Source organism: Nocardia aurea (assembly GCF_003123685.1).
Taxonomy (GTDB): domain Bacteria; phylum Actinomycetota; class Actinomycetes; order Mycobacteriales; family Mycobacteriaceae; genus Nocardia; species Nocardia aurea.
In genome coordinates, this window is the sequence record NZ_QCYJ01000084.1 from 371,587 (window position 1) to 393,123 (window position 21,537).

Genomic DNA, 21,537 nt, shown 5'->3' on the forward strand with positions numbered 1-21,537 from the left:
GCCCCAGCTCTCGGCAGCACTCCCCGAGGTATGTGGAGCTTTGATGTTTCAGATTGCGGGTGAGGACAATCTACCTCGCGGATAACGGTTCTGACCCCAGAACCGGGGGCATTCGTCTAAGATTTCGGCTCCGAATTTCGTGATAGCGCAACGCTATCCCCGCGGTCAGATCAGCAGGTCGAGGCCGACCGCCCCCGCGCAGACCAGTACGACCAGCCCGAGCGCGAACGCGTCGCGGCGCGTGGGGGAACTCGGATGCGCGGTGAGCATGCCGGTGCCGCCACGCGCGGTGATGGCTTCGCCGAGTTCGGTGGCACGGCGGGTCGCCACCGCCATGGCGGCGGTGAGAATGTCGATGAGCGGATTGTCGGCGGCCCGGTCGATCAAGGTGTCCTTGGGGCGGAGTCGGCGCGCCGCGCGCAGCACCCGGATCTCCTCGAGGAGCAGCGGCAGGCCGCGCAGCATCAGCGCGACGACCACCGCCCACTCGTCCACCGGTATCCGCAGCCGCCGCAGCGGCGCGCCGAGTTTGGCCAGCGCGGGCGCGATATCGCCCATCGGGGTCGTCCACGCGATGAGGAAGGACGCGGCGACCAGGATCAGCCCGAACACCACGACCTGGGCGTAGCGCAGCACCGCGGCGCCACCCACCGGCAGATTCATCAGTCCGCCGAGCGCCAGCGCGGCCCAGAACCACCAGGGCAGCCTGGGCAGCGTGCCGAGCGGCAAACGCGCGACCAGGCCGATCGCCACGAGGAAGATCACCATGGCCCCGAGCACCGTCCACGACGGCCAGAACATCAGCAACAGGCTGATGACGAAGGCGCCGATCATCTTGGTACCCGCCCAGAGGCTGTGGACCGGACTCGCGACCGGCACCTGACGCAGCAGCACGGTGCTCATGGACGTCCTCCGTTGTCGATGCGCCACGCGGCGTCACCCGGTGCGAGCGGGGCGGGCCGCCCGTGGTGCCCGGTTCTGGTGCCGAGGGCGGACGCGGCGTCGGTCACCGCGGCGCTCTCCGGAATACGTCCCGCCTCCAGATGTACGGTTCGGTCGCAGACCGCCGCCATATCCGCGACGTCGTGCGAGATCACGATGAGCGTGAGTCCCGAATCCCGCAGTCGCGCCAGCAGTTCCACGATATCGGCGCGACCTTCTGGATCGAGCCCGGCCAGCGGCTCGTCGAGGACGACCACCTGGGGCCTGCTCGCCACGATGGCCGCGAGCACCACCCGCTTGGCCTGCCCACCGCTGAGTTCCTCGATCGAACGCGCGGCCAGCGCCCGGTCCAGCCCGACGGCGTCCAACGCCCGGCCGACCGCACCCGATCCGGTCGCACGGCCACCCCAGTTCGCGATCTCCTCGCCGACGGTCTGCTTCTGCAATTGCAGGCGGGTGTGCTGGAATGCCAGGGCGACACTGCCGATCCGGCCGGTGACCGGTTTGCCCTCGAGTTCGCAGGCCCCGGCGCTGGGCCGGATGAGTCCGGCCACGATCCAGGCCAGCGTCGATTTGCCCGACCCGTTGCCGCCGACGACGAGCAGCGCCTCGCCGCGTCGGACCACGAGGTCGACGCCGTGCAGCGCGGGGGCCTCCCACGGGGTGCCCCGGTTGTAGGTGTGGCGGATACCGCGCAATTCCAGCAGCGGCCGGCCCATCGGACGGCGTCGGTCGTCGCGCGCGGGCCGTGGCCAGGCGGGCAATCGCTCGACGGCTCGGCCCGCCGCCAGGTGGACCACCCGGTGCGCGGCGGCGGCGTCGGCCTCGTGATGGGTGACGAGCACGACCGCCATCGGATGCCGTCGCGGCAGATCGGCGAGCAGGGTGACCAGGTCGCGCCTGCCGTCGGGGTCGATCATCGAGGTCGCCTCGTCGGCGATGAGCAGCGCGGGCCTGCGCGCCAGCGCGGCGGCCACCGCGAGTCGCTGCTGTTGTCCGCCCGACAGCGTCGCCGTCTCGCGATCACCCATTCCGGCGAGTCCGACCTCGCTCAGCAAACCCTCGACATCGACCTCACCCGCCGATTCGGCGGGCAGGCCCCAGACCACGTCGTCGGCGACGAGCACACCCAGCGTCTGGCTTTCCGGACGTTGCAGGACCAGCGCGGTGCCGCCGCGGTGGCCGAGCCCGGCCGAACCGGGCCGCGACACCTCACCCGAACTCGGCGGCATCCCGGCAAGCAAACGGGTCAGCGTGGATTTGCCCGACCCGTTGTGGCCGACGATCGCGACGAATTCGCCGACTCGCACGGTGAGGTCGATCTCGCTGATCGCCTCGGCGGACGCGGCCGGGTAACGGAATCCGGCCGCACGCAGCGTCACCGGAAGCGGTGCGATGGGGCGATCGTCGGGCGGCGCGTCGAGCCGGTCGTGATTGGGCAGCCAGGCCAGCCGGTCGAGTACCGAGCCGAGCACCCACCACGACACCAGCGCGCTGAAGACCACACCGATCGCGACGCCGCCGCCGACCCAGGCCCACCACCAGCGCAGCACCGAATCGGTGAGATCGGCGGCCGCCGTGCCGAGCGGTTCCAGTCGCGGCTGGCGCGCGGCGATCTTCTGTATCCCGGCGGCGGTGTTGCGGACGGTTTCGAAGAACAGTTCCCTGGTCTTGGCGAACAGCAGCAGCGAACCGACGGTGAACGCGGCCCAGACGAGCCCGGCCAGCGTCGACAGCCCGAGCACCGCGAACAGGCCGCGCCCGTGGCGCTTCACCCAGCCGATGATGCCGCCGATGGTCGCCGTGCCGATGACGCCGAGCGCGGGCATGACGCCCGCCGCGACGAAGGTCACCAGGGTGGCCGCGACGGTCGCGGTGACGAGGGCGCGGGCCCGGTAGCGATGCGCGAGCATCCCCATCGGCACCGCGGCGACCAGTTGCAGGGCGGCGGCGAAGGGGATCACCGACCCGACGGTGATCAACCCCACGGTGACACCGCCGAGCACCGCGCCGGTGGCCAACTCGATCGGGCGCAGCGGCCCGCGCTCGTCGACGCCGGTCCGTTCAGTCCCCTCCAGGGCACTGGGCAGTTCGCTCACGGGTCAAGTCTGCCAGTATGTGGCCCGCCACCTCCGCGATCACCGATCGCGGGGGTGTTCAGCCCGCCGGTGTGAGCGCGAAGTCGTCCGGCTTCAGCCGTCTGGTGCGCCGCCGATAGCTGGTCACGGTCCCGGGCCAGTTGTTCGTGATGCGCCCGGACGCGGTGCGATACCAGCTGCCGCAGAAATTCCACGGGGTGCGATCGAGGCGTTTCTGTAAAGCGGTATTGAATTCCCGCTCGGGTCCGTCACGTACTTCGAGGTAACTGCCGGGGTGTTCGGCGAGCAATCGCACCGCTTGGCGGATGTAGCGGGCCTGGGATTCGATCATGTACACGATGGAACCGACGCCGAGATTGGTGTTGGGACCGTAGACCATGAACAGATTCGGGAAACCGGGAACGGTGATGCCGTAGTGGGCGTGCGCCCCGTCCGCCCAGGTGTCGGCCAACTGGCGTTCGTTCCTGCCGAGAATTCGCATGGGCCAGAGGAATTCGGTGCCCTTGAAACCGGTGCCGTAGATGATCACATCGACCGGATGCACGACGCCGTCGGCCGTGCGCGGGCCGTCGGGGGTGATCTCGGTGATCGCGGCGGTTTCCACGCGCACGTTGGGCCGGGTCAACGCCGGGTAGTAGTCGTTGGAGAACAGCGCGCGCTTACATCCGATCGGATAGTCCGGGGTGAGAACAGCGCGCAGCCGCGGATCCTCGACCTGTTTGCGCAGGTGACGTTCGGCGATCCAGGTGACGAGCCGTGCGATGGCCGGAAATTCCACCAGCCCCAGCGAGACGAATTCCCCGATCGACCACCACCCGAGACGTTCGAGCGACAGCATCCCCGGCACACGCGCGAAGATCCGGTGCTGCACGGGGGAGTAGTCGGTGTCGAATTTCGGGATGACCCAGGGCGGGGTGCGCTGGAACACGGTCAGCCGGTCGACCACCGGCTGGATTTCGGGCACGAACTGGATCGCGCTGGCCCCGGTGCCGATACAGGCCACCCGTTTACCGGTCAGGTCGACGTCGTGTTCCCAGTGCGCGGAATGAAAGGCATGGCCCGTGAAGGTGTCGATTCCGGCGATGGTCGGCAACGCGGGACGGGACAGTTGGCCGACCGCGGGAATCAGGACGTCGGCGAATCTGGTGGTCCCGTCGGCGGTGCGCACCTGCCAGCGGCCGCCGTGTTCGTCGAACGCGGCACCGGTCACCTCGACGCCGAATTCGATGGCGTCGAACAGTCCGTGCCCGCGCGCCACACCGGTCAGGTACTCGTGGATGGCGGCGCGCCCCGAGTAACGCTGCGGCCAGTCCGGCTTCGGCTCGTAGGAATAGGAGTACAGCGGTGACGGAACGTCGCACGCGGCGCCCGGATAGGTGTTCTCGCGCCACACGCCGCCGAGGTCGGTGGCGCGTTCCAGGATGGTGACATCGCGGAAACCGCCGCGCCGGAGTTCGATCGCCGCGCCGATCCCGCCGAATCCGGCGCCGATGACCAGCACGGACGGCCCGGATCGGGTACCGCCGACGGGCCGAGGAGTATGTGTCATGTGATTCTCCCCACAGACGTCCTTGTTCCACTGTAGGGCGGTCCGTCGGGTCGATCGAGAATTTCGGCCATAATGGCCGGGTGAGGCGGGTGGTGGATCCGGGAATCCGTGATTGGGACTTTCCGCGCGGGATCGCCAGCGTGGCGCTGATGGTCGGCTACGCGGGCGAATACGGGGTGCCCGCCGCGCGGATGCTCGCCGGTACCGGTCTGATCGAGCCGATGCTGCACGACCCGGACGGTCAGATCGACGCAACCACCGAACTCGCGGTCATTCGCAACCTGGTCGGTGAACTCGCCGAGCGACGTCCCGCGCTCGGCGTCGAGATCGGCCGCCGCTACCGCATCACCACCTTCGGTATCTTCGGCTTCGCCTGTGTCAGCAGTCCGACCCTGAGCGAGGCGATCGCGTTCGCGTTGCGCTATCTCGACCTGAGTTTCACGTTCTGTCTGCCGGTGGCCGAATGGTCCGATGGTGAATTCGTCGCGTGGGTGCACGACGAGTCGGTCCCGGCCGATGTGCGTCGACTCCTGGTGGAACGCGACGTGACCGCGATGAACCAGGTGATGAGCGATCTACTCGGTCGGCCGTTGCCGCTGACGCGGGCCGAATTCGCCTTCGACGAACCGGCCCACGCCGACCGTATCGCCGAGGTCACCGGGATCACGCCGCGATTCGGCATGCCGCACAACCTTTTCGCGATCGACCCGGCGATCCTGGATCAGCCGCTGCCGCAGGCGAACGAGCACACCTGGGCGATGTGTCTGTCGCAATGCCGGGATCTGGTCGATCGCAGGCGGGCGCGCACCGGAATCGCCGCCGAGGTGCGCAAACTGTTGGTACCCGGCGACGCCGACGGGTTCGCAGCTCCGGCCGGAATCGACTCCGTGGCAAGCGATCTCAATATGAGCACCAGAACGCTGCGTCGCCACCTCGACGCGGCGGGCACCAGTTACCGAGCGCTGCTCGACGAGGTGCGTCGCGCCCTCGCCGAGGAGATGCTCACCGCCACACCGCTTTCGGTCAGCGATGTGGCGATCCGGCTCGGATACGCCGAATCCTCGACGTTCATCTACGCGTTCAAACGGTGGACCGGGGCCACCCCCGCCGCCTATCGGCGCGCCCGCGCCTCGCGGCGCTGACAGGACCTACCGCGACGGCTGTACCGCGACTCGTCCGCCCATCGGCACGGTACGGAAATGCGTTGTCAGTCGGCGCTTTTCATCGATGATATGCAGTGCGATGGCCGGATCCGGGGCGTAGTCCATCACGCGGTGCGGCAGCTCCAGCTCCCACTCACCGCCCAGGATCGAGGCGGTACTCGGCCCGATGAGCAGGGGACGGCCCGCGAAGGTGGTCGCCGCGGGGGAATGCGCGTGTCCGGTGATGACGCCGACGATCCGGTCGTCGCCCGCGACCACATCGGCGAGCGCGCCCGGATCGAGCAGGGAGATCTCATCGACCACCGGGCTGAACAGGTGCGCGGGCGGATGGTGCAGACCGAGCAGGACGGGAGCGTCGGGCGCGGCGTCGAGGGTGGCGCGCAGCCAGTCGAGAGTGTCGTCGGACAGTCGCCCCGCGGCTTGACCGGGAACGCTGGAATCCAGGAGTACGACGGTGGAGTCGCCGACCCGGTGCGCCTGGTTGAGCGGTTCGTCGGACGCGGGCAGGCCGAGCAATACGCTACGGAAATTGGCGCGGTCGTCGTGATTGCCCGGGACGGCGTAGACGGGGATGTCGGTGCGCAGCGCCGCGCGCGCGTCGGTGTACTGCTCGGCCTTGCCGGAATCGGTGACGTCTCCGGTGACCAGGATCGCGTCCGGGCGGCGGCGTAGACCGGTGAGAAAGTTCATCACGCGTTCCACCCGTGCGGTATTGCGGGCACCGAGATCGAAGTGGGTATCGCTGACCTGAGCCACCAGGATCATCGGCGTTCGCTTTCTCTGGGGGATCGCTCCATTGCGTCAGAGTGTGCCCACATCACCTTCGAGGCACCTATCCAGGCTAAATGACCTGGGCGTTACGCGTCGCCATGAGGCTCGCCACGGTGGACCACCGTGTTGTTGATCAGTGATCCGTGTCACATGAGTGTCATTCGACACGCTCCGCGAGAGTCTTGTTGTAGAGGGTCTGCAAGGCTCGCACGAACACGGCGCGGTCCGCCTCGGGGAGCGTGGCGAGCAGTGCTTCCTCCCGATCCTGGATCTCGCGTTGTGCCCGGTCGCGCAGGGTGCGCCCGGCCTCGGTGATCGAGATCAGATTGACCCGGCGATCGGCGGGGTCGGGTCGGCGCTCGATGAGGTCGCCGCGCTGGAGTTCGTCGAGTACGTCGATGACGCGCGTCTTGTCCGCGCCGATCGCCTTGGCCAGCGCCGCCTGTGTATAGACCGGTTCCGCGTCGAGCCCGAGCAGGACCGCGTAGCCCCACATCGTCAGCCCGTGTCGTCGCAGTATCGGCAGTTCCGCGTTCATCAGCGCGCGCCCGAGTGGCGCGATCATCGCGGCGAGGTCGGGGCGTCGGACATCGGGCATATCAAGAAAATAGCCGTTGGCCTATCGTAGGCTGAGTCATATCATGTGCATGTGCTTATGATAAGCCATCGCCTATCGAAGGAACAACGATGACCCTCGACTCTCTCGTCCCCGCCTCGGACCTGCTCGCCCACCACGCGGCGGCGGTCCGAACGAGCATCCGGATCGTGGACCATGTCACCCCCGCCGACCTGCGCAAACCGACCCCGTGCGCCGACTGGACACTGCACGGCCTGCTCACGCACATGATCGCCCAGCACCGCGGCTTCGCCGCCGCGTCGCGCGGGATCGGCGAGGTCGAACGCTGGAAAACGCGCCCGCTCGGCGACGATCCGGCCGGCGACTACCGCGCGAGCGCCGAAGACGTCCTCGCCGCGTTCGCCGAACCCGGCGTGCTGGAACGGGAATTCCCGCTACCGGAATTCAGCCCGACGCACCTGTTTCCCGGAGCGCAGGCCGTCGGATTCCATTTCATCGACTACGTCGTGCACTCCTGGGATGTCGCCAGGACGCTCGGAATACCGGTGGATTTCGACGCCGCCGTGCTCGCGGCGGCCCGCCCGGTGGCGGCCGCGGTGCCGGGCGGATCGATCAGGACCGCGCCGGGGTCGGCATTCGGGCCCGCGGTGCCGTGGCACGGCACGGCGACACTCGACGAGATCGTGGCCATGCTCGGTCGCGCACCGGACTGGCGCGACTGAAAGGAGTTCTCAGTCGTCGCCGAGCAGCGCGGTCGCCCGGTCCAGCAGCTCGACCGGATCGGACGCCGCCCCCACCACGGGCTCCCAGAAATCCGGTTCAGGCGTCGCCGCCAGATCGAGTTCGGGCGGTGTCCGCCACGAGGCCGACAGTCCGAGACGCCACGAATGCAGGTGCGCCCGCGGATGAGTACCGGATCGATCGAACAGCGGATCGCCGACGATCGGATGACCGATCCACGCCAGATGCACCCGGATCTGGTGCCGTCGCCCGGTGATCGGACGCAGGGCCAGCAGTGCCCTCCCCTCGGCACGCGCCACCGTCGCGAAATGGGTGACCGACGGGTACCGCTTGGTATCGAGCAGGTCGTCCTCGTCGACATACCAACGGCCGGAACCGGATTCGCGTATCGCCTCACGCGGCGCGGCGATCCGCACCCGGTTCTTGCGCCCCACGCTCAGCGGCAGATCGATCACACCCCGGTCCGGAAGTTCCGGGTCGTCCACCACCGCGAGGTAGGCCTTGCGGGCGGTCTGCTTGTTGAACTGGCGGGTCAACTCGCCGTGCGCGGCCAGATCGGAGGCCAGCAGCACCAGACCCGACGTCACCTTGTCGATGCGATGCACCGGGTAGAGCGTCTGCCCCGCCGCCTCGGCGAGTTCGACGATATCGGTGTCGTGTCGCTCCCCGGTCACCGAGATTCCCGCCGGTTTGTTCAGCGCGATCACCGCGTCGTCGGCGGCGATCAGGTAGCGATCACGTAACTGTGGCCAGTTCATCTGCACCCGCAGGAGCCTAATCGGGGCTTTCGTGCCGAGTCCGTCATATTCTGGGGCTTGCCCGCTCTTCCGAATTTCCGAGACCGCGTCTCGGCAGCGAGTAGGAGAAACCAGTGAGCGCACACGGCACCGAAGCGGGGGAGAACCAGGGCGGCGCGTCACGCCCGTCGACGTCGGAGAAGGCCGGCTCCAAAGCGGGAGGATCGGTCGGCAGCGGTAAGGGCACCCGGCCCACACCGAGTGTCATGCCGCGGAAAAAGCCGGTGTGATCAGGCATCCTTCGGCCGCAGCAGATGCGGCCGCAAGCGGTTGAAACCGCGGACGCGGACGCTGCGCAGATTTCTGAGATCGAATTCCGGATCGCCGTCGAGCGCGGCCGCCGCACCGTCATCGATCAGGATGGTGCCCGGTCGCGCGACACCGGTGAGTCGGGAGGCCATATTGACCACCGAGCCGTACAGGTCGCCGAAACGCTGCAATACCGGCCCGTAGGCGAGGGCGACCCGCAATTCCGGGGTGCCGCCGACCATCATGGTCGACTCCTGGATCGCCAGCGCGATACGCGCGCCCGCCGCGGCCGTCTCCGCCGCGAACATCACCTCGTCGCCGACATTCTTGATGACCCAGCCGCCGTTCTCGGTGATCGCGGCCGTCGTGGTCGATTCGAAGGCTTCCAGCAGCATGGACAATTCGTCGGGATGCAGATGCCTGGTCAGGCGGGTGTAGCCGACCATATCGGCGAATCCGACCGCGAGATACCTGGTGGAATCCTCGGCGGTGCCGCCGTCGATCGAGCGGGCCAGCGCCGCGGCCAGGTGACGCCGCCACGCGTAGGTCTGCAATTCCTCCAGCACCGAGACCGTTTCCTCGGTGGCCGTGCGCGCGATTTTCGCCAGTTCCTGCGGATCGGTCACCGCGCCGTCGGCGATCGCCGCCTGGACGCGGCTGGTGATCTCGGCCAGCACCAGATCCGACTGCCATTCGGCGAGCCGCGCCATACCTTGGCCGAGGGTGCGCGCGGCGGCGGCCTGCTGCCGCAATCCGGAGTCGGCGACCACGTTCATACCGCGGAAATTACGGACGGCCGAAACATCGGCGTCGGTGTAGTCGACGGCGTCGTCGGGGTTGACCGGGAAACCGAGCGCCGTCCAGAGCTTGCGCGAAACCTGCTCCGACACGCCCGAGCGTCCGGCTACCTCCGCGCGGTTGTACCGCCGTTCGCCGTCGAGCAGATACGACTCGACGACAGACTGCACGAGTTCGGAGATTTCGGGCGCCACCATGGTTCGTACATTACGTTCCACGCCCACCCGGTGGCGGCGATGTGCGGAGGACTTGGTCAACCTCACAGCGGGGATGCCGCCGGAGGGTGTCGGCCGGTCGTCAATGATGTTGTCGTCGAGGGTTATCGGTCGGCGGGGTCCGCCGGGATCGGTCTATTCCGCACTCGGCAGAATCATCAGGGCCACGATCAGGCCGAGGGCGATACTCGACCCGGCCAGTGCCGTGACAACGGCCGACTGGGTGAGCACCGCGATGGCGATGGTGAAGGCAATACAGGTGATCGCGGCCAGGACGGCGGTCCCCGCTTCCACACCGGCGATTCGGGTTGGTCGCTCATCCGTCACTGTCATACCTCGCTGATTACCCAGACGCTGTCGTTACGAAACCGTGATAACCGGTCCCATGGCCGTTTCCGTACCGGCGCGTGAACTGAACATCCTGTGCGCCAGTGGTTTTCGGTCTTCCATAGGTATATCGCACCCCACCGACAGGTAACCGAATCCGATCGATTCCCATCGTCGTCGTTCGTCGGCGCGAAAGCGACACCTTTTCGAAACACCGTCGTAGAGACACCCGCGCATCCGAATCGTCACGGGGCAACCATTGAGACACACATCACGCGATAATGGTCATGACGATTCCCCGTCCGCGGTGTCTACCCGGTGAGCGGTGGAGGAGGTGCTGTGACCACCACAGAAGCGGTTTCCGACGCCGCACCCGATGTGGCGACCCTGGTGAGCAGGGCCCGCGACGGTGACGTGCGGTCCTACGAACAGCTAGTTCTCCGCTACCAATCGCGGATGTTCCGCCTCGCGATCAAGATGCTCGCCGACCGGGCCGATGCCGAGGACACCGTGCAGGAGGTGTTCCTCGAAGCCTGGCGGCGGCTTCCGCAACTCGCCGCCGACGACGCCTTCACCGCCTGGGTGTATCGCATGACGACGAATCGGTGCCTCAATGTGATCAGGGCCCGCCGCCCGCGCGTCGACGTGGATCCCGACGACACCGCGTCCCCGCGCGCCGACCTGCAACCCGAGCGGGCCGCGCAGGTGACCGGCCAAATGGCGGCATTGAACGCGGCGCTGGGCACGCTGACCCCCGAACAGCGCGCCTGCTGGCTGCTGCGCGAACTGGACGGACTTTCCTACGAGGAGATCGGAGACATCGTGGGCGCGAAAACCACCGCGGTGCGCGGGCGTATCGCACGGGCACGGGCCCAACTGTCCGAGGCGATGACGCCGTGGCGATGAACAGCACCAGCGAGGAACAGGACTACCGGCTGCCCTGCGGTCGTGAACTCGAACAGGTATGGGATCGACTCGACGCCGTCGACGCCGGATTCGGCGACGAACACGAGACCGTGTGCCCGCATTGCTCGGCCGCCCGCGAGAGCCTGCGCGCGTTGCGCGCGGCGACGGCGGAACTGATCGCGGAACCGGAGCAGGCGTCACCCGACCTGTTCGGACGCATCATGTCCGCGGTCCGCGCGGACGCGCACCGCGGCCGCGCCCTGGAACTGCCCACCCCCGCGCCCGGCCGCGTCGAGGTGAGCGAGCAGGCCGTGGCCGCCATCCTGCGCTACGCCGCCGACACCGTGCCGGGTGTCACAGCGAGGCACTGCCGGGTGCGCGGCGTCGTCACCGACGGCGCACACCGCGTCGAGGTGCGGATGTCGGTCGTGATCCAGATCGGTCACACGACGGTCGGCGCGGCGCTGCCCCTGGTCAGGGCAAGGGTCGCCGCCGCGCTGAGCGCCAGGGTCGGCCTGGTCCTCGAACGGTTGGATCTGGTGGTCGCCGACCTCGTCGACGAGGGGGACGACCGGCGATGAACGGCGGTTCGCACTGCGAGATCGTGATCGAACCACCGGTCTTGGCCGCGATATCGGCACGCGCCGCGCTCGCCACGCCCGGGGTCGTCCGACTCGAACCCGGGATACGCGGATTGGTGTCGACCCTGGTCCGGGTGGGTAAACAGCGCTGGGCGGGTGCCGATCCGGCACCGATCGAAGGGGTGCTGGTCCGGCGGGACGATGACGGTGCGGTCCGCGTCCGGGTGAATCTGGTGCTCTCGGCCGATCGACAGGTGGCCGCCGTCGGCTACGCGGTACAACAGGAGGTCTCACGGGTGGTGTGCGAGCAGACCGGGGTGACGGTGGCCGAGGTATCGGTGTCGGTGCACGATGTCGAACCGGAGTCGGCGTGAGCGCCGCCGATTCCGCCGCCGCCGTCGAGGCCGTCATCACCGCCGTCGATACGACGACCGGTGTCCGGCTGGCCACGCCACTCGGCGTCGACGCCCCGCGCTGGTGGCCGTGGGATGCCAGGGGCGGCGCCGTCGACCTGTGCCCCGACCGGATCGAGGTGCGGGTGGTCGCCGCCGCGCTGCCACTGCCGCCGCTAATGGACAAGACCGCCGCCGCGCTGCGCACCGCACTGGTCGGCACCGGCTGGGCGCACGCCCGGTTGTGCGTGGTGGTGACCGAACTGGACTCCGCCGCTTTCGAATCCGATGAGGGGGTCACCTAGCTCGCCGCGCGTCGGCCGTGACGATCGGGTGCGGCCGGTGTCGTTCCAGCGACCCGATCGACCGTAGTTTCCGAATGTCGACCAGGAGGAAATCATGAGTACGACCACCACCGACAAGCCTGCCGACCGGCCCGCCGCCGAACAGCAGTCGCCCACCTCGTCCGGCACGGCCCGGCCGGACGGCGCCCTGTCCAGCGAGCAGGGCACCACGTCCATCGCCGATATCGTGGTGCAGAAAGTCGCCGGACTCGCCGCGCGCGAGGTGCGCGGCGTGCACGATCTCGGCGCGGGCGCGACGCGCGCGTTCGGGATGATCCGCGACCGGATTCCCGGGGCGTCCGCCAGTATCGGGCAGGGCGTCTCGGTCGAGGTCGGGGCGACGCAGACGGCGGTCGACTTGGAGATCGTCGTCGAATACGGCGTCTCCATCGCGGAATTGGCGCGCGCGGTCCGCCGCAACGTCATCAACGCGATCGAACAGATGACCGGGCTGTCGGTCGTCGAGGTCAATATCAACGTCAACGACGTCTACATCCCCGGTGACGACGACGAAGAACCCGTGCGCACCACCAGGGTGCAGTAGTGAACGCGACGACGCTGTGTCTCGCGGTCGGGCTCGCGCTCGGATTCGCCGCGGCCTTCGGTGGTTTCGGCGCCTTCACCATCGTCGCGCTGTTCGGCCTGGTCGGCCTCGCCGTCGGACGTTGGCTCGACGGCGATCTCGATATCGGCGCGATCGTCCGCTCCGCTCAGCGCCGGGGTAGGCGATGACCGCTGCCGCCGAATTACCCGGCCGGACCACGGTCTCGCGCCGAGCGGTCCGCCGTATCGCCGCCGAGGCGGCCCGCGAGGTCGCCGGGATCGCGGGAGAGGTCGATGTGGATGCCGAGATACGCGGTGACACAACACTCTTGGATGTGCGACTGCCGATCCGCTACCCGCTGCCGATCACCCGCGTCGTCGATGCCTGTCGCGAACATCTGTCTCGCCGGACCTCGGAACTGACCGGACTCACGGTCGCGGCCGTCGACATCGCCGTCGCCGAACTGTCGACGAAAGATATTGTGGTGAGGAGGATCCGGTGATTCGTCGGTCCAGGCGCGCGGTGCCAGCGATGCTCGTCGCGGTGCTGCTGCTCGCGCTCTGCGTGGCGGTAGCGGTGTCGTTGGCGCAACGGTTGATGGATGCGCACGAGTACCTGTCCTACGACACCGTCGCCGCCGAGTTGTACGAAACCCGGTGGAACGACCTGCCGGTACTGATCGTCGGCGTGGTCGCCGTCGTGCTCGGCATCGTTCTCGTTGTCGCGGCATTGTGGCCGGGAAGACCTGTGGTGCTGCCGATTTCGGATTCCGACCAGATGAGCGCGGGGGTGACTCGGGCGGGTCTACGGACGGCGCTGCGCGCGACGGCGGGGACGGTGAAAGGGATCGACAAACCGCGAATCAAACTGCGCGGGAACACGATCACCGTCATCGGCGAGTCTCGGCGTCGCAATACCGACGGCATCGCCGAAGAAGTCTGCGCCACCCTGACCAGACGCGTCCAGGAGATCGGACCACCGGTGCGGCGGGTACGAGCCCGACTGCGCCCCTCGAAGACGACAGAACTCGAATGAGCGGGATCAATCGGCCCGCCGCCCTCAACCGGACCCTGCTCGGTACGGTCGGCGCCTTGCTGCTCGGCGGGGGTGTCGCGCTCCTGGTCGCCCATTACGGTCGTCTGCCCGGGGTCGACGCCGATTCCACCCTGGTTCCCGGCAGCGCGGCACCCCCCACCTGGGTTTTCTGGACGGTACTCGTGGGCGCGGTGGTTCTCGGTCTGCTGTGCCTACGCTGGCTGCTCGCCCAGGTGTCCCGCATGCCGAGGGCACGGATCTGGGAGACGGAGGGCGCCGAACGCCCGGGCGCGACAATTCTCGAATCCACGATCGCCGCCGCGCCCGTCGCCACCGATATCGAGAGCTACGACGGTGTCGACTCGGCCTCGGCCTGGCTCGCCGGTACTCGCACCGCCCCCGAGCTACATCTCGTCGTCACCGCCGAACCCTCCGCCGACATCACGGCACTGCGCCACCGAATTCTCGATCACGCGGTCGCGCGGTTGCGCGCGGCGCTGGAAGTGGAAGTCGTCGCCGTCACGATGGAATTGCGATTCGTCGCGCGGGATCACCGAGTCGCGCGGGTGCAGTGAGCGCGGTCGCGTATGTCGCCCCGATAGGTGGTCACGCACGGTGTCGGGGCAGGTAAGGCCGGGATGCCCGTTGCGGCCTCGGATGACACCAGGTCATGGCATCGCGGAGCAGCAGAGCCGTAGACCGGTGGAGCCGTGGACCCGCGTACCCGTTAGAGCCGCGGAGCCGCGGACCCCGTAGAGCCGTGGACCCGTAGAGCCGTGGACCCGTGGACCCGTGGACCCGCGGAGCCGTGGACCCGTGGACCCGTTGAGCCGTGGACCCGTTGAGCCGTGGACCCGTTGAGCCGTGGACCGTGGACCGTGGACCCGCGGACCCGCAGTGCCGTGGAGCCGCAGTGCCGTGGAGCCGCAGTGCCGCAGTGCCGTGGAGCCGCGTACCCGCCAGAGCCGCGGAGCCGTAGCCCGTGGACCCACGGACCCCGTCGCACCGCGTCGACTCTTCGCGGGCACTATTGGCCGATGAGCGCTTTTTCCGGGGATTGCCGGTGACCCTGCCCGCACCGACCGACACCATGATCCCCGCGGACGGCGGCGCGGTGCATGTGCGCGTCGACGACCGGGCCGACGCCCCCACGATCCTGCTCATCCACGGTTTCGCCGGTTCACTCCACTGGTTCGACGACCTGACCCGCCTACTGAGCGCGGACTACCGTGTGATCCGCGCCGATCTGCGCGGTCACGGCCGGACGGGCGGGGATACCGGACTCGATCCCGAATCGCAGTCACGCGCGTTGGCGTCGGTGCTCGACTCGCTCGATGCGCGCGGTGTTTTCGCCGTCGGCCATTCCTACGGCGCGGATGTGGCGCTCGCGCTGGCGCGCCGATCCGATCGTGTGCGCGCCGCCGCGATCATCGGCCAGGCGCCCGACTACAGCTACGCGAACCTGCCGCGCGGCGGTGTGATCATGACGCTGCCGGTACTCGGCGCACTGCTGCACCGCCTGAGCCCGCCCGTCGCCGTCCGCTTCGGACTGCGCACCGGTTTCGCGCCCGGATTCCCGCTCGACAATGCCTTCGACGACCCCGACCGCCCGATCCGCGACCACCGCGCGATGAGCCCGGCCATGTATCGCGCCGTCCTCACCGACAGGCAGACCCGCCTGGCCGCCGATCCGCTCGACGCCCAGGTGCGTGCGCTGGGCAAACCCTGCCTGGTCATCCACGGCGACCGCGACCGGATGTACGACCCCGCCCGAACCGTCGCCCGCTACACCGCCGCCGGTGCGGAGGTCGAGATCGTCCCCGGAGCCGGGCATTCGCCGAATATCGAGCGACCGCACGATGTCGCGCGCATCCTCGCGGCCCGTCTCGAGTGGGGTGCGGGATAGCGGATTCGGTGATCCTGCGGTCTTTATTCACCTGCGCCGCGACCACCGCGTACCCCATCTGATCAGGTGATTTCACCCAGGGATATCGATAAGATGTTGTGGCACAGCAACTTTCGATTCAGATCGTGCTTCGTGCGACGTGTGCCGACAAACCGTCGTGGCTTCCCTTCGCCGTCGGACTCGGCGCCCCGCCCCACATCCTCGGCGACTGCCCAGTAGTGTGGAAATTTGCCGTTTCTCATAGTGTGGGTCGGTATCGCCTGTAGTCGGCCATCTTCGCGTGCGACAGGAGCGCCCGTATTCGCGGCGGCTGTGTCCAATTGGACACACTGCGCGCCCGTGGCGGTGGCCGCAGTGGAACTGGTTGCACAGTCGGCGACGCATCGTCGGACAGGCGCGATCGCCAGTACTGCCGAACGCACGCGCCATCGGTGCCGCCGACAGGCGCGGTCGTCAGCACCGCCACCAATCTCGTCGGGAAGCTGCCCTGCGGATCGCTGTCGGATCGTTGGTACCGGCGAATCGATGTGGCGTGCCCCCTGTCTGCCGATGTTCTCGCCGACCGGACTCGATCGGCCGACCGGACTCGATCGGCCGACCGCCGCGATCGGCAGTCCGCAGGTGCGGGAGCCCTCCGTGCGGCGACAGCTCGTGTATCACGAGTCGTCGTGCGCTGATGTCTGTCAGGGCGAGCACGGCGGAAACGACGTGAGCACCGCGACCGGTGACGTCGCCACTCGCGGTGGGCTCAGCGGTAGACGGCAAGGCCCACCCGGTGTGCCTGCCGGTGCCTGCGGTGCGGGGTGCGGGACAAGGGTGTCGCGATACGTCTGAATCGAGCGCGCTTGTCGATCCGCACGCGCGTCGATCCCAATGCCGGGTCGTGGTCGGACTCACCCCGCCCCGCGCGTTCGCCGCCGGTTCGAGCGGGATCGCGGACGCCAACCACACCTCGGTGGAGGTGCGTGCACCGACACGAGCGACGAGGAGGCGGGCACGCGGAGTGACTACATATACCGACACGCGATCAGCCTCCGCATCTCCACCCGGCGTGTCTCGCACACTGCGGCGCGCCGCTGTATCGGCGTGGCGTCGGTGAATCGGCGAATGCGAGTGATGTCCGTGCCAGACTGATTTCCGCCACAGTTCCAGCGCACTCCTCACACTCGGAGGACTGTTCATGACGAATTCTGTTGCGCCACTCGATCTGCCCGATCCCCTCGTGATCACGCTGGGGAATCTCAAAGGCGGTGTCGGCAAGACCACCTCGGCCTTCTTCCTGGCCTCCTATTTCGCGCGCGTCCATCAACGGCGCGTGCTGGTGATCGACGCGGACCCGCTCAGCCAGACCGGCTACTCCTGGTATCGACGTCTCACCAGAGGCGATGTCCAGGTGCCCTTCGACCTCGTCGCCTTCCCCTCGCGGCATGTGGGGGACTGCATCGCCGACAATGCCAAGGCCTACGACGTCATCATCGTCGACGCGGGTGGTGAGTCGGCCGAGATCTTCAAGGCCGCGATTCCGGTGAGCGACGAATTGATCCTGCTGACCAGCGTCAGCCCCTCGGAGGTGAAGCGCGTGCCGAGTACCTATCGCGCGGCCGAGGAGGCCGCGGCGGGCAGTGGGCGCGAGATCCGGGTCCGCGTCCTGATGACGAAGGTGCCGGTGACGATGAAGAAAGGGGTCAACGTATCGACCGAATACCGCACGCAGCGCGGAAATCTGGAGGACGCGGGCTACGAGGTGTTCGTCTCCTATCTGAGTGCGTGGAAGTGGTATCGGGAGGCAGCCGATGGGGAAGTCGGTGACGGCGCCGAGAACCCGATCGAGGATCTGGCCGAATATCGACAGGTCGGCGATGAATTGGTGAGTCCTTACCGGGCCGTCGTGGAGGTGTTCGCCTGATGCCTCCGCAGCGGAGAAAGGGCTCGATAGGCGGTGGTTCGGCAAATCCGCTGGCGGACAGTGCCGAACACACGCCGCCGGTGTCGCCGTTGCGCGACGCCCAGTGGCGGCGGGCCGAACAGCCGGAACCATCGAATATCGGGGCGGAACCGGTGGAAATCGTGGTGCCCGCCGTCGAAATTCCGGTGGAACCACCGAAAACCATGGTCGAACCGGCCACCGCGTTGACCATGCCGCTACCGGAAACCCCCGGTGACGGCCCGCTCAGCGATCGTGAACAGCAGCAGCTGTCCGCGTGCGAATCCTCCATCGACAGCCTGCGTATCGCGTTCTGGGCGGCAGGCAGGGCATTGCAGATCGTGCGCGACGGGCGTTTGTATCGCAGCGAGCACACGACTTTCGACGACTACGTCGAACAGCGCTGGGATATGCAGCGGTCCTACGCGCACAAACTCATTCGCGCGTGGCCGTTGGCCGCGCGGCTGCACCCGGTCGCGCCCGCGATCAACGAGGGACAGGTGCGCGAATTGCTGACGGTCGCCGCCGAACACGGCGAGGACGCCGCCGTCGCGGTATATACGACATTGGCCGACGATCCCGAGGTCAAGGTCACCGCGGGCAAATTGCGCGAGGCCGTGGCGATCCTGCCGCGGCATTGCGGCGAGGTCGAGGTGCGTCAGCGCGTGCAGGCCTGGCTGCGCGGTGAATTGGGGGCCGATAACGACGGACCCGCGATAGATCTGTTCTCCACCGTGGAATCCAGGCTGGCCGCGCTGGGCCGACGGGTGGTCAAGGGGTCGGGCGAAGATCCGGTCGCCGCGCGCGAATTCGCCGCGCGACTGCGTTCGCTCGCCGAACAGATCGAGGAGCAGATCACCGCCTGAACTCGGTTCCGCACAATGCCCCGTAGCGCTCGACGCGCTGCGGGGCATTTTGTTCGGAAATTGAATTCGAATATGATCCGCAATTCTTTATTTGTTTGTTATCTAATTACCGTACGAATGTCTTTGACCTAACCGTGATCCGGCCGAAAGATGAACGCTCGGATCCGCTGGGACCGGGATCAGATCACCGTGATGTTTTTCGAATCAATTCGAAGGCCGTGGTGAAGAACGCAAGTCGCCATAGGCCGACGATGTGAGCATCGGAGGACCGAATCATGGCAGCACCCGAAGACGTCCGATATTCCCGCTGGCTGCGCCGCGCGATCATGCTGGTGGTCGGCGCCGCAGCCGCCGCCCTGGGAGCTCTGCTGCTGACCGCCGCCCCGGCGGCGGCCAAGGCGGTGACCATCCCGGGAGTCGGTACCTTCGAAATTCCGGAACAGATTTCCGTGCCAGCGATCGAGACTCCTCATTTCAAAACAGCTCCGGGAACAATGGAAATCCCACCGCGCGATATTCGTTCGAATACGCCGGTTATCGCTGATATCGAGTTCGGCGTGCAGCCCGCGGTCGCCCGCCGCGCACCTGTCACGGGCAACGACATCGAGCCCGGCGACCGGTCGGGTGAGGACACCCCGTCGGGTCCGAGCACCGGCGCTCCTTCCGGAACCGGCGCGGATGCGTCTTCCGAGACCGATCCGGGTACACAGTCCGGCACGGGCACTCAGCAGGGGGCCGGTACCTCCGGCGCACAGTCGCAGCAGTCCGGTACCGATGCGCAGCCGGGTACGTCGTCCGGAACCGAGCAGGGCGCAGGCACGTTCGGGATCGAGCCGGGCACCGAGTTCGGTGCGGGCACTCCCTCCGGCACCGAGCAGGGGTCGCGGCCGAGCGCCGAGTCGAGCACCGAGCCGGGGACCTCTTCCGGCACCGAGTCGGGTACCGGTGCGGGCACCCAGTCGAATACGAAGCCCGGCGCGGGCACTCAGTCCGGGACCGACGGTGAATCCGGCACGGCCACTCGGCCGGGCACCGGGGGACAGGGCACGCTCGGAACCGAGCCGTCCACACCGGACCTCTCCGGAGCGCTCGCGGAACTGCTGCCCGAGCTCGAACAGTTCCTGTCGTTCGAATTCCCCGGCGTGGACCTGCCCGGCGGCGAACTGTTCACCCCCGCCCCGAAGAAGTCGGCTCCGGCCTCCGGCCCCCGTCTAGAATTCGACGCCTACCCGGGCACGGCACGCCCCGGTGATGTCATCGAGTTGGGCACGCTGCCCGGCGCCTCCGACTTCCCGCCCTTCGCGCGAACGAACACCCCGGTGCGTCCGGCGCGTATCGCCGACGGCGGATCCGACATCACCGCGATGACGGGAGCCCGCGAGTTCCGTCCGGCCACCACCGCCGGAATCGGCACGCTCCCCGGAGTCGCCGAATTCGCCGGCCTCGCCCGCACCGCACTGGGCACGGTGCCCAGCGCCGACAGGTCCCCGATGTTCAGCGAGATCGGGATCGGTGCGACCCCCGCCCCGGGCCCGGGCCGGTTCTCCCCGTTCGCCGGGTTCGACATGACCGGCCTCGCCGACTCCCCGGCCGACACGTCGGTCGGTGCGGTGACGCTGCCCCGACACGATGCCGGCGACGCCGTGCCCGGTGTGCTCGCGGAATTCCGCTTCGGCCGCGAGACCCCCACCGTGGCCCGATTCGCCCCCGCGCTTTCCGGCGCGTCCTGCTCCGACCTCGGTGACGCCCGCGCGGCCGCCGTCCCCGCCGTCGCCCGGATCGATGCCGCAGGCACAGGTGCCGCGCCGTTCCCGACGGTGGCAGGAATGGATATCTCCACCCTCCCCGGGATCGCCCCCCTCGCCGACCTCGTCGCGACCCGAATCGGATTCGGTGCCGCCCCCTGGTTCGGCGGCCCCGCGATCTCGATGAACACCGATACCCGCCCCGCGATCGCGGAGTACCCGTCGGCCGGTCCCGCCGACGACATGCCTGCGACATTCGGCTTCGAACAGCTCGTGCCGCCTGCCGACTCCGGCGCGCATTCGGTCGCGGCCGCGACCCTCGCCGAGCAGTTGCCCCGCCTGCCGTTCGCCGAAGCGCTGCGCGGTACCCCGTTCGCCGAGGCGCTGTCCGGTCTGCCGTTCGCCGACGCGCTCGAATTCACCGTGCCGACCGAAATCCTCGGCTACCGACTGCCGCCCGTGGCGGACCTCCTCGGCGCCCGCCCCATGGTGCCCACCCCGTTCGCCGCACCCCGGAAGACCTCCGGCGAGATCGCCGTCGAGGCCGCGCGCGGCAAGCTCGGCACCAACTACGGCATGGGCGGAACCGGCCCCGATACCTTCGACTGCTCCGGTCTGGTGAAGTGGTCCTACGCCGAAGCAGGCGTCGACACCCCACGCACCAGCTACGACCAACTCGCCGCAGGCACCCCCGTCTCCCGCGAGGACCTGCAGCCCGGCGACCTGGTCTCCTACTACGGAGGCGACCACTCCGCCCTCTACGCCGGTAACGGCATGGTCATCCACGCCTCCACCTACGGCGTCGGCGTCACCGAATCACCGGTCGATTCCATGCCTTTCGCCGGAGCTCGCCGCTACTGAGCGGCAGCCGTCAGTGAAAGCCGCTGTCTCATAGCTCGATTCGAGTTGTTCGTTCGGCCGACCCGAAGATGTTCTCGGAACCGTCTTCGGTCGCTCGACCCGATAGGCCCGGCCCGCGCTCCAGCGGACCGGGCCTATTTTTTCGGCACTCCCTCGGTGACCATCGCTTCTACCTCGGGTTCGGTTCGGCTCGGGTACTGATTGT

At 68.1% G+C, this 21,537-nt stretch carries 24 protein-coding genes; 16 read left to right on the plus strand and 8 right to left on the minus strand.

Going from position 1 to position 21,537, the window contains the following annotated elements; genetic code table 11:
• Positions 1-165 precede the first annotated feature (165 nt).
• Genes DAT37_RS14960 through DAT37_RS14970 form a run of 3 tightly spaced genes read right to left on the minus strand, consistent with a single transcriptional unit; the run spans position 166 to position 4,590 of the window.
• Positions 166-903 (minus strand): energy-coupling factor transporter transmembrane component T family protein, encoded by a 738-nt coding sequence (locus DAT37_RS14960; RefSeq protein ID WP_109525311.1) that lies wholly within the window; start codon positions 901-903, stop codon positions 166-168.
• The gene (locus tag DAT37_RS14965; protein ID WP_408637404.1) at positions 900-3,041 is read right to left on the minus strand and encodes an ATP-binding cassette domain-containing protein; all 2,142 of its coding nucleotides are present in this window, start codon (positions 3,039-3,041) and stop codon (positions 900-902) included. The genes DAT37_RS14960 and DAT37_RS14965 overlap by 4 nt, the downstream gene beginning before the upstream one ends.
• 58 nt (positions 3,042-3,099) lie before the next feature.
• Positions 3,100-4,590, minus strand: coding sequence for a flavin-containing monooxygenase (locus DAT37_RS14970; protein ID WP_109525312.1), 1,491 nt, complete (start codon positions 4,588-4,590; stop codon positions 3,100-3,102).
• Between the two features lie 80 nt (positions 4,591-4,670).
• Here DAT37_RS14970 and DAT37_RS14975 point away from each other — a divergent pair, with 80 nt between their 5' ends.
• Positions 4,671-5,732: an AraC family transcriptional regulator gene (locus DAT37_RS14975; protein WP_232839752.1), complete on the plus strand. Its 1,062-nt coding sequence runs from the start codon at positions 4,671-4,673 to the stop codon at positions 5,730-5,732.
• Positions 5,733-5,738: 6 nt separating this feature from the next.
• Here DAT37_RS14975 and DAT37_RS14980 read toward each other — a convergent pair whose 3' ends face one another.
• The gene (locus DAT37_RS14980; RefSeq protein ID WP_109525314.1) at positions 5,739-6,518 is read right to left on the minus strand and encodes a metallophosphoesterase; all 780 of its coding nucleotides are present in this window, start codon (positions 6,516-6,518) and stop codon (positions 5,739-5,741) included.
• Between the two features lie 163 nt (positions 6,519-6,681).
• Entirely contained in the window at positions 6,682-7,122 is a 441-nt protein-coding gene (locus DAT37_RS14985) for a MarR family winged helix-turn-helix transcriptional regulator (protein WP_109525315.1), read from the minus strand.
• An 89-nt stretch (positions 7,123-7,211) separates the two neighbouring features.
• Here DAT37_RS14985 and DAT37_RS14990 point away from each other — a divergent pair, with 89 nt between their 5' ends.
• The gene (locus DAT37_RS14990) at positions 7,212-7,823 is read left to right on the plus strand and encodes a TIGR03086 family metal-binding protein (RefSeq protein WP_109525316.1); all 612 of its coding nucleotides are present in this window, start codon (positions 7,212-7,214) and stop codon (positions 7,821-7,823) included.
• 9 nt (positions 7,824-7,832) lie between these two features.
• Here DAT37_RS14990 and DAT37_RS14995 read toward each other — a convergent pair whose 3' ends face one another.
• The gene (locus DAT37_RS14995) at positions 7,833-8,600 is read right to left on the minus strand and encodes a pseudouridine synthase family protein (RefSeq protein ID WP_109525642.1); all 768 of its coding nucleotides are present in this window, start codon (positions 8,598-8,600) and stop codon (positions 7,833-7,835) included.
• Positions 8,601-8,713: 113 nt separating this feature from the next.
• On the opposite strand from DAT37_RS14995, the gene DAT37_RS44100 reads away from it, so the two are divergent.
• Positions 8,714-8,869 carry a hypothetical protein gene (locus tag DAT37_RS44100; RefSeq protein ID WP_157978489.1) on the plus strand — a complete coding sequence of 52 codons (156 nt, stop codon included), beginning with the start codon at positions 8,714-8,716 and terminating at the stop codon, positions 8,867-8,869.
• Here the strand turns inward: DAT37_RS44100 and DAT37_RS15000 are convergent, their stop codons facing one another.
• Positions 8,870-9,883 carry an adenylate/guanylate cyclase domain-containing protein gene (locus DAT37_RS15000; RefSeq protein WP_109525317.1) on the minus strand — a complete coding sequence of 338 codons (1,014 nt, stop codon included), beginning with the start codon at positions 9,881-9,883 and terminating at the stop codon, positions 8,870-8,872.
• A gap of 153 nt (positions 9,884-10,036) precedes the next feature.
• Positions 10,037-10,234: a hypothetical protein gene (locus tag DAT37_RS15005; RefSeq protein WP_109525318.1), complete on the minus strand. Its 198-nt coding sequence runs from the start codon at positions 10,232-10,234 to the stop codon at positions 10,037-10,039.
• A gap of 333 nt (positions 10,235-10,567) precedes the next feature.
• Here DAT37_RS15005 and DAT37_RS15010 point away from each other — a divergent pair, with 333 nt between their 5' ends.
• The 13 genes from DAT37_RS15010 (at position 10,568) to DAT37_RS46420 (ending at position 21,332) form a co-directional block, all read left to right on the plus strand.
• Positions 10,568-11,134, plus strand: coding sequence for an RNA polymerase sigma factor (locus tag DAT37_RS15010; protein ID WP_109525319.1), 567 nt, complete (start codon positions 10,568-10,570; stop codon positions 11,132-11,134).
• Complete coding sequence (locus DAT37_RS15015) at positions 11,131-11,715, plus strand: Asp23/Gls24 family envelope stress response protein (protein ID WP_109525643.1); 585 nt, start codon at positions 11,131-11,133, stop codon at positions 11,713-11,715. The genes DAT37_RS15010 and DAT37_RS15015 overlap by 4 nt, the downstream gene beginning before the upstream one ends.
• Positions 11,712-12,089 (plus strand): Asp23/Gls24 family envelope stress response protein, encoded by a 378-nt coding sequence (locus DAT37_RS15020; protein WP_109525320.1) that lies wholly within the window; start codon positions 11,712-11,714, stop codon positions 12,087-12,089. Before DAT37_RS15015 ends, DAT37_RS15020 begins: the two co-directional genes overlap by 4 nt.
• Positions 12,086-12,412, plus strand: coding sequence for a hypothetical protein (locus tag DAT37_RS15025; protein WP_109525321.1), 327 nt, complete (start codon positions 12,086-12,088; stop codon positions 12,410-12,412). Before DAT37_RS15020 ends, DAT37_RS15025 begins: the two co-directional genes overlap by 4 nt.
• Positions 12,413-12,506: 94 nt before the next feature.
• Positions 12,507-12,995, plus strand: a complete 489-nt coding sequence (locus tag DAT37_RS15030) for an Asp23/Gls24 family envelope stress response protein (RefSeq protein WP_109525322.1) — start codon at positions 12,507-12,509, stop codon at positions 12,993-12,995.
• Positions 12,995-13,183: a hypothetical protein gene (locus DAT37_RS15035; RefSeq protein WP_109525323.1), complete on the plus strand. Its 189-nt coding sequence runs from the start codon at positions 12,995-12,997 to the stop codon at positions 13,181-13,183. Before DAT37_RS15030 ends, DAT37_RS15035 begins: the two co-directional genes overlap by 1 nt.
• On the plus strand, positions 13,180-13,497 hold the full coding sequence (locus DAT37_RS15040) for an Asp23/Gls24 family envelope stress response protein (RefSeq protein WP_109525324.1): 318 nt from the start codon (positions 13,180-13,182) through the stop codon (positions 13,495-13,497). Before DAT37_RS15035 ends, DAT37_RS15040 begins: the two co-directional genes overlap by 4 nt.
• Positions 13,494-14,030: a DUF6286 domain-containing protein gene (locus DAT37_RS15045; protein ID WP_232839753.1), complete on the plus strand. Its 537-nt coding sequence runs from the start codon at positions 13,494-13,496 to the stop codon at positions 14,028-14,030. Before DAT37_RS15040 ends, DAT37_RS15045 begins: the two co-directional genes overlap by 4 nt.
• The gene (locus tag DAT37_RS15050) at positions 14,027-14,605 is read left to right on the plus strand and encodes an alkaline shock response membrane anchor protein AmaP (protein WP_109525326.1); all 579 of its coding nucleotides are present in this window, start codon (positions 14,027-14,029) and stop codon (positions 14,603-14,605) included. Before DAT37_RS15045 ends, DAT37_RS15050 begins: the two co-directional genes overlap by 4 nt.
• A 488-nt stretch (positions 14,606-15,093) precedes the next feature.
• On the plus strand, positions 15,094-15,936 hold the full coding sequence (locus DAT37_RS15055; protein ID WP_198654273.1) for an alpha/beta fold hydrolase: 843 nt from the start codon (positions 15,094-15,096) through the stop codon (positions 15,934-15,936).
• 1,180 nt (positions 15,937-17,116) lie between these two features.
• Entirely contained in the window at positions 17,117-17,842 is a 726-nt protein-coding gene (locus DAT37_RS15065) for a ParA family protein (RefSeq protein ID WP_109525328.1), read from the plus strand.
• On the plus strand, positions 17,842-18,726 hold the full coding sequence (locus DAT37_RS15070; RefSeq protein ID WP_157978490.1) for a hypothetical protein: 885 nt from the start codon (positions 17,842-17,844) through the stop codon (positions 18,724-18,726). Before DAT37_RS15065 ends, DAT37_RS15070 begins: the two co-directional genes overlap by 1 nt.
• Before the next feature lie 275 nt (positions 18,727-19,001).
• On the plus strand, positions 19,002-21,332 hold the full coding sequence (locus DAT37_RS46420) for an NlpC/P60 family protein (RefSeq protein WP_408637405.1): 2,331 nt from the start codon (positions 19,002-19,004) through the stop codon (positions 21,330-21,332).
• The last annotated feature ends 205 nt before the right edge of the window (positions 21,333-21,537 follow it).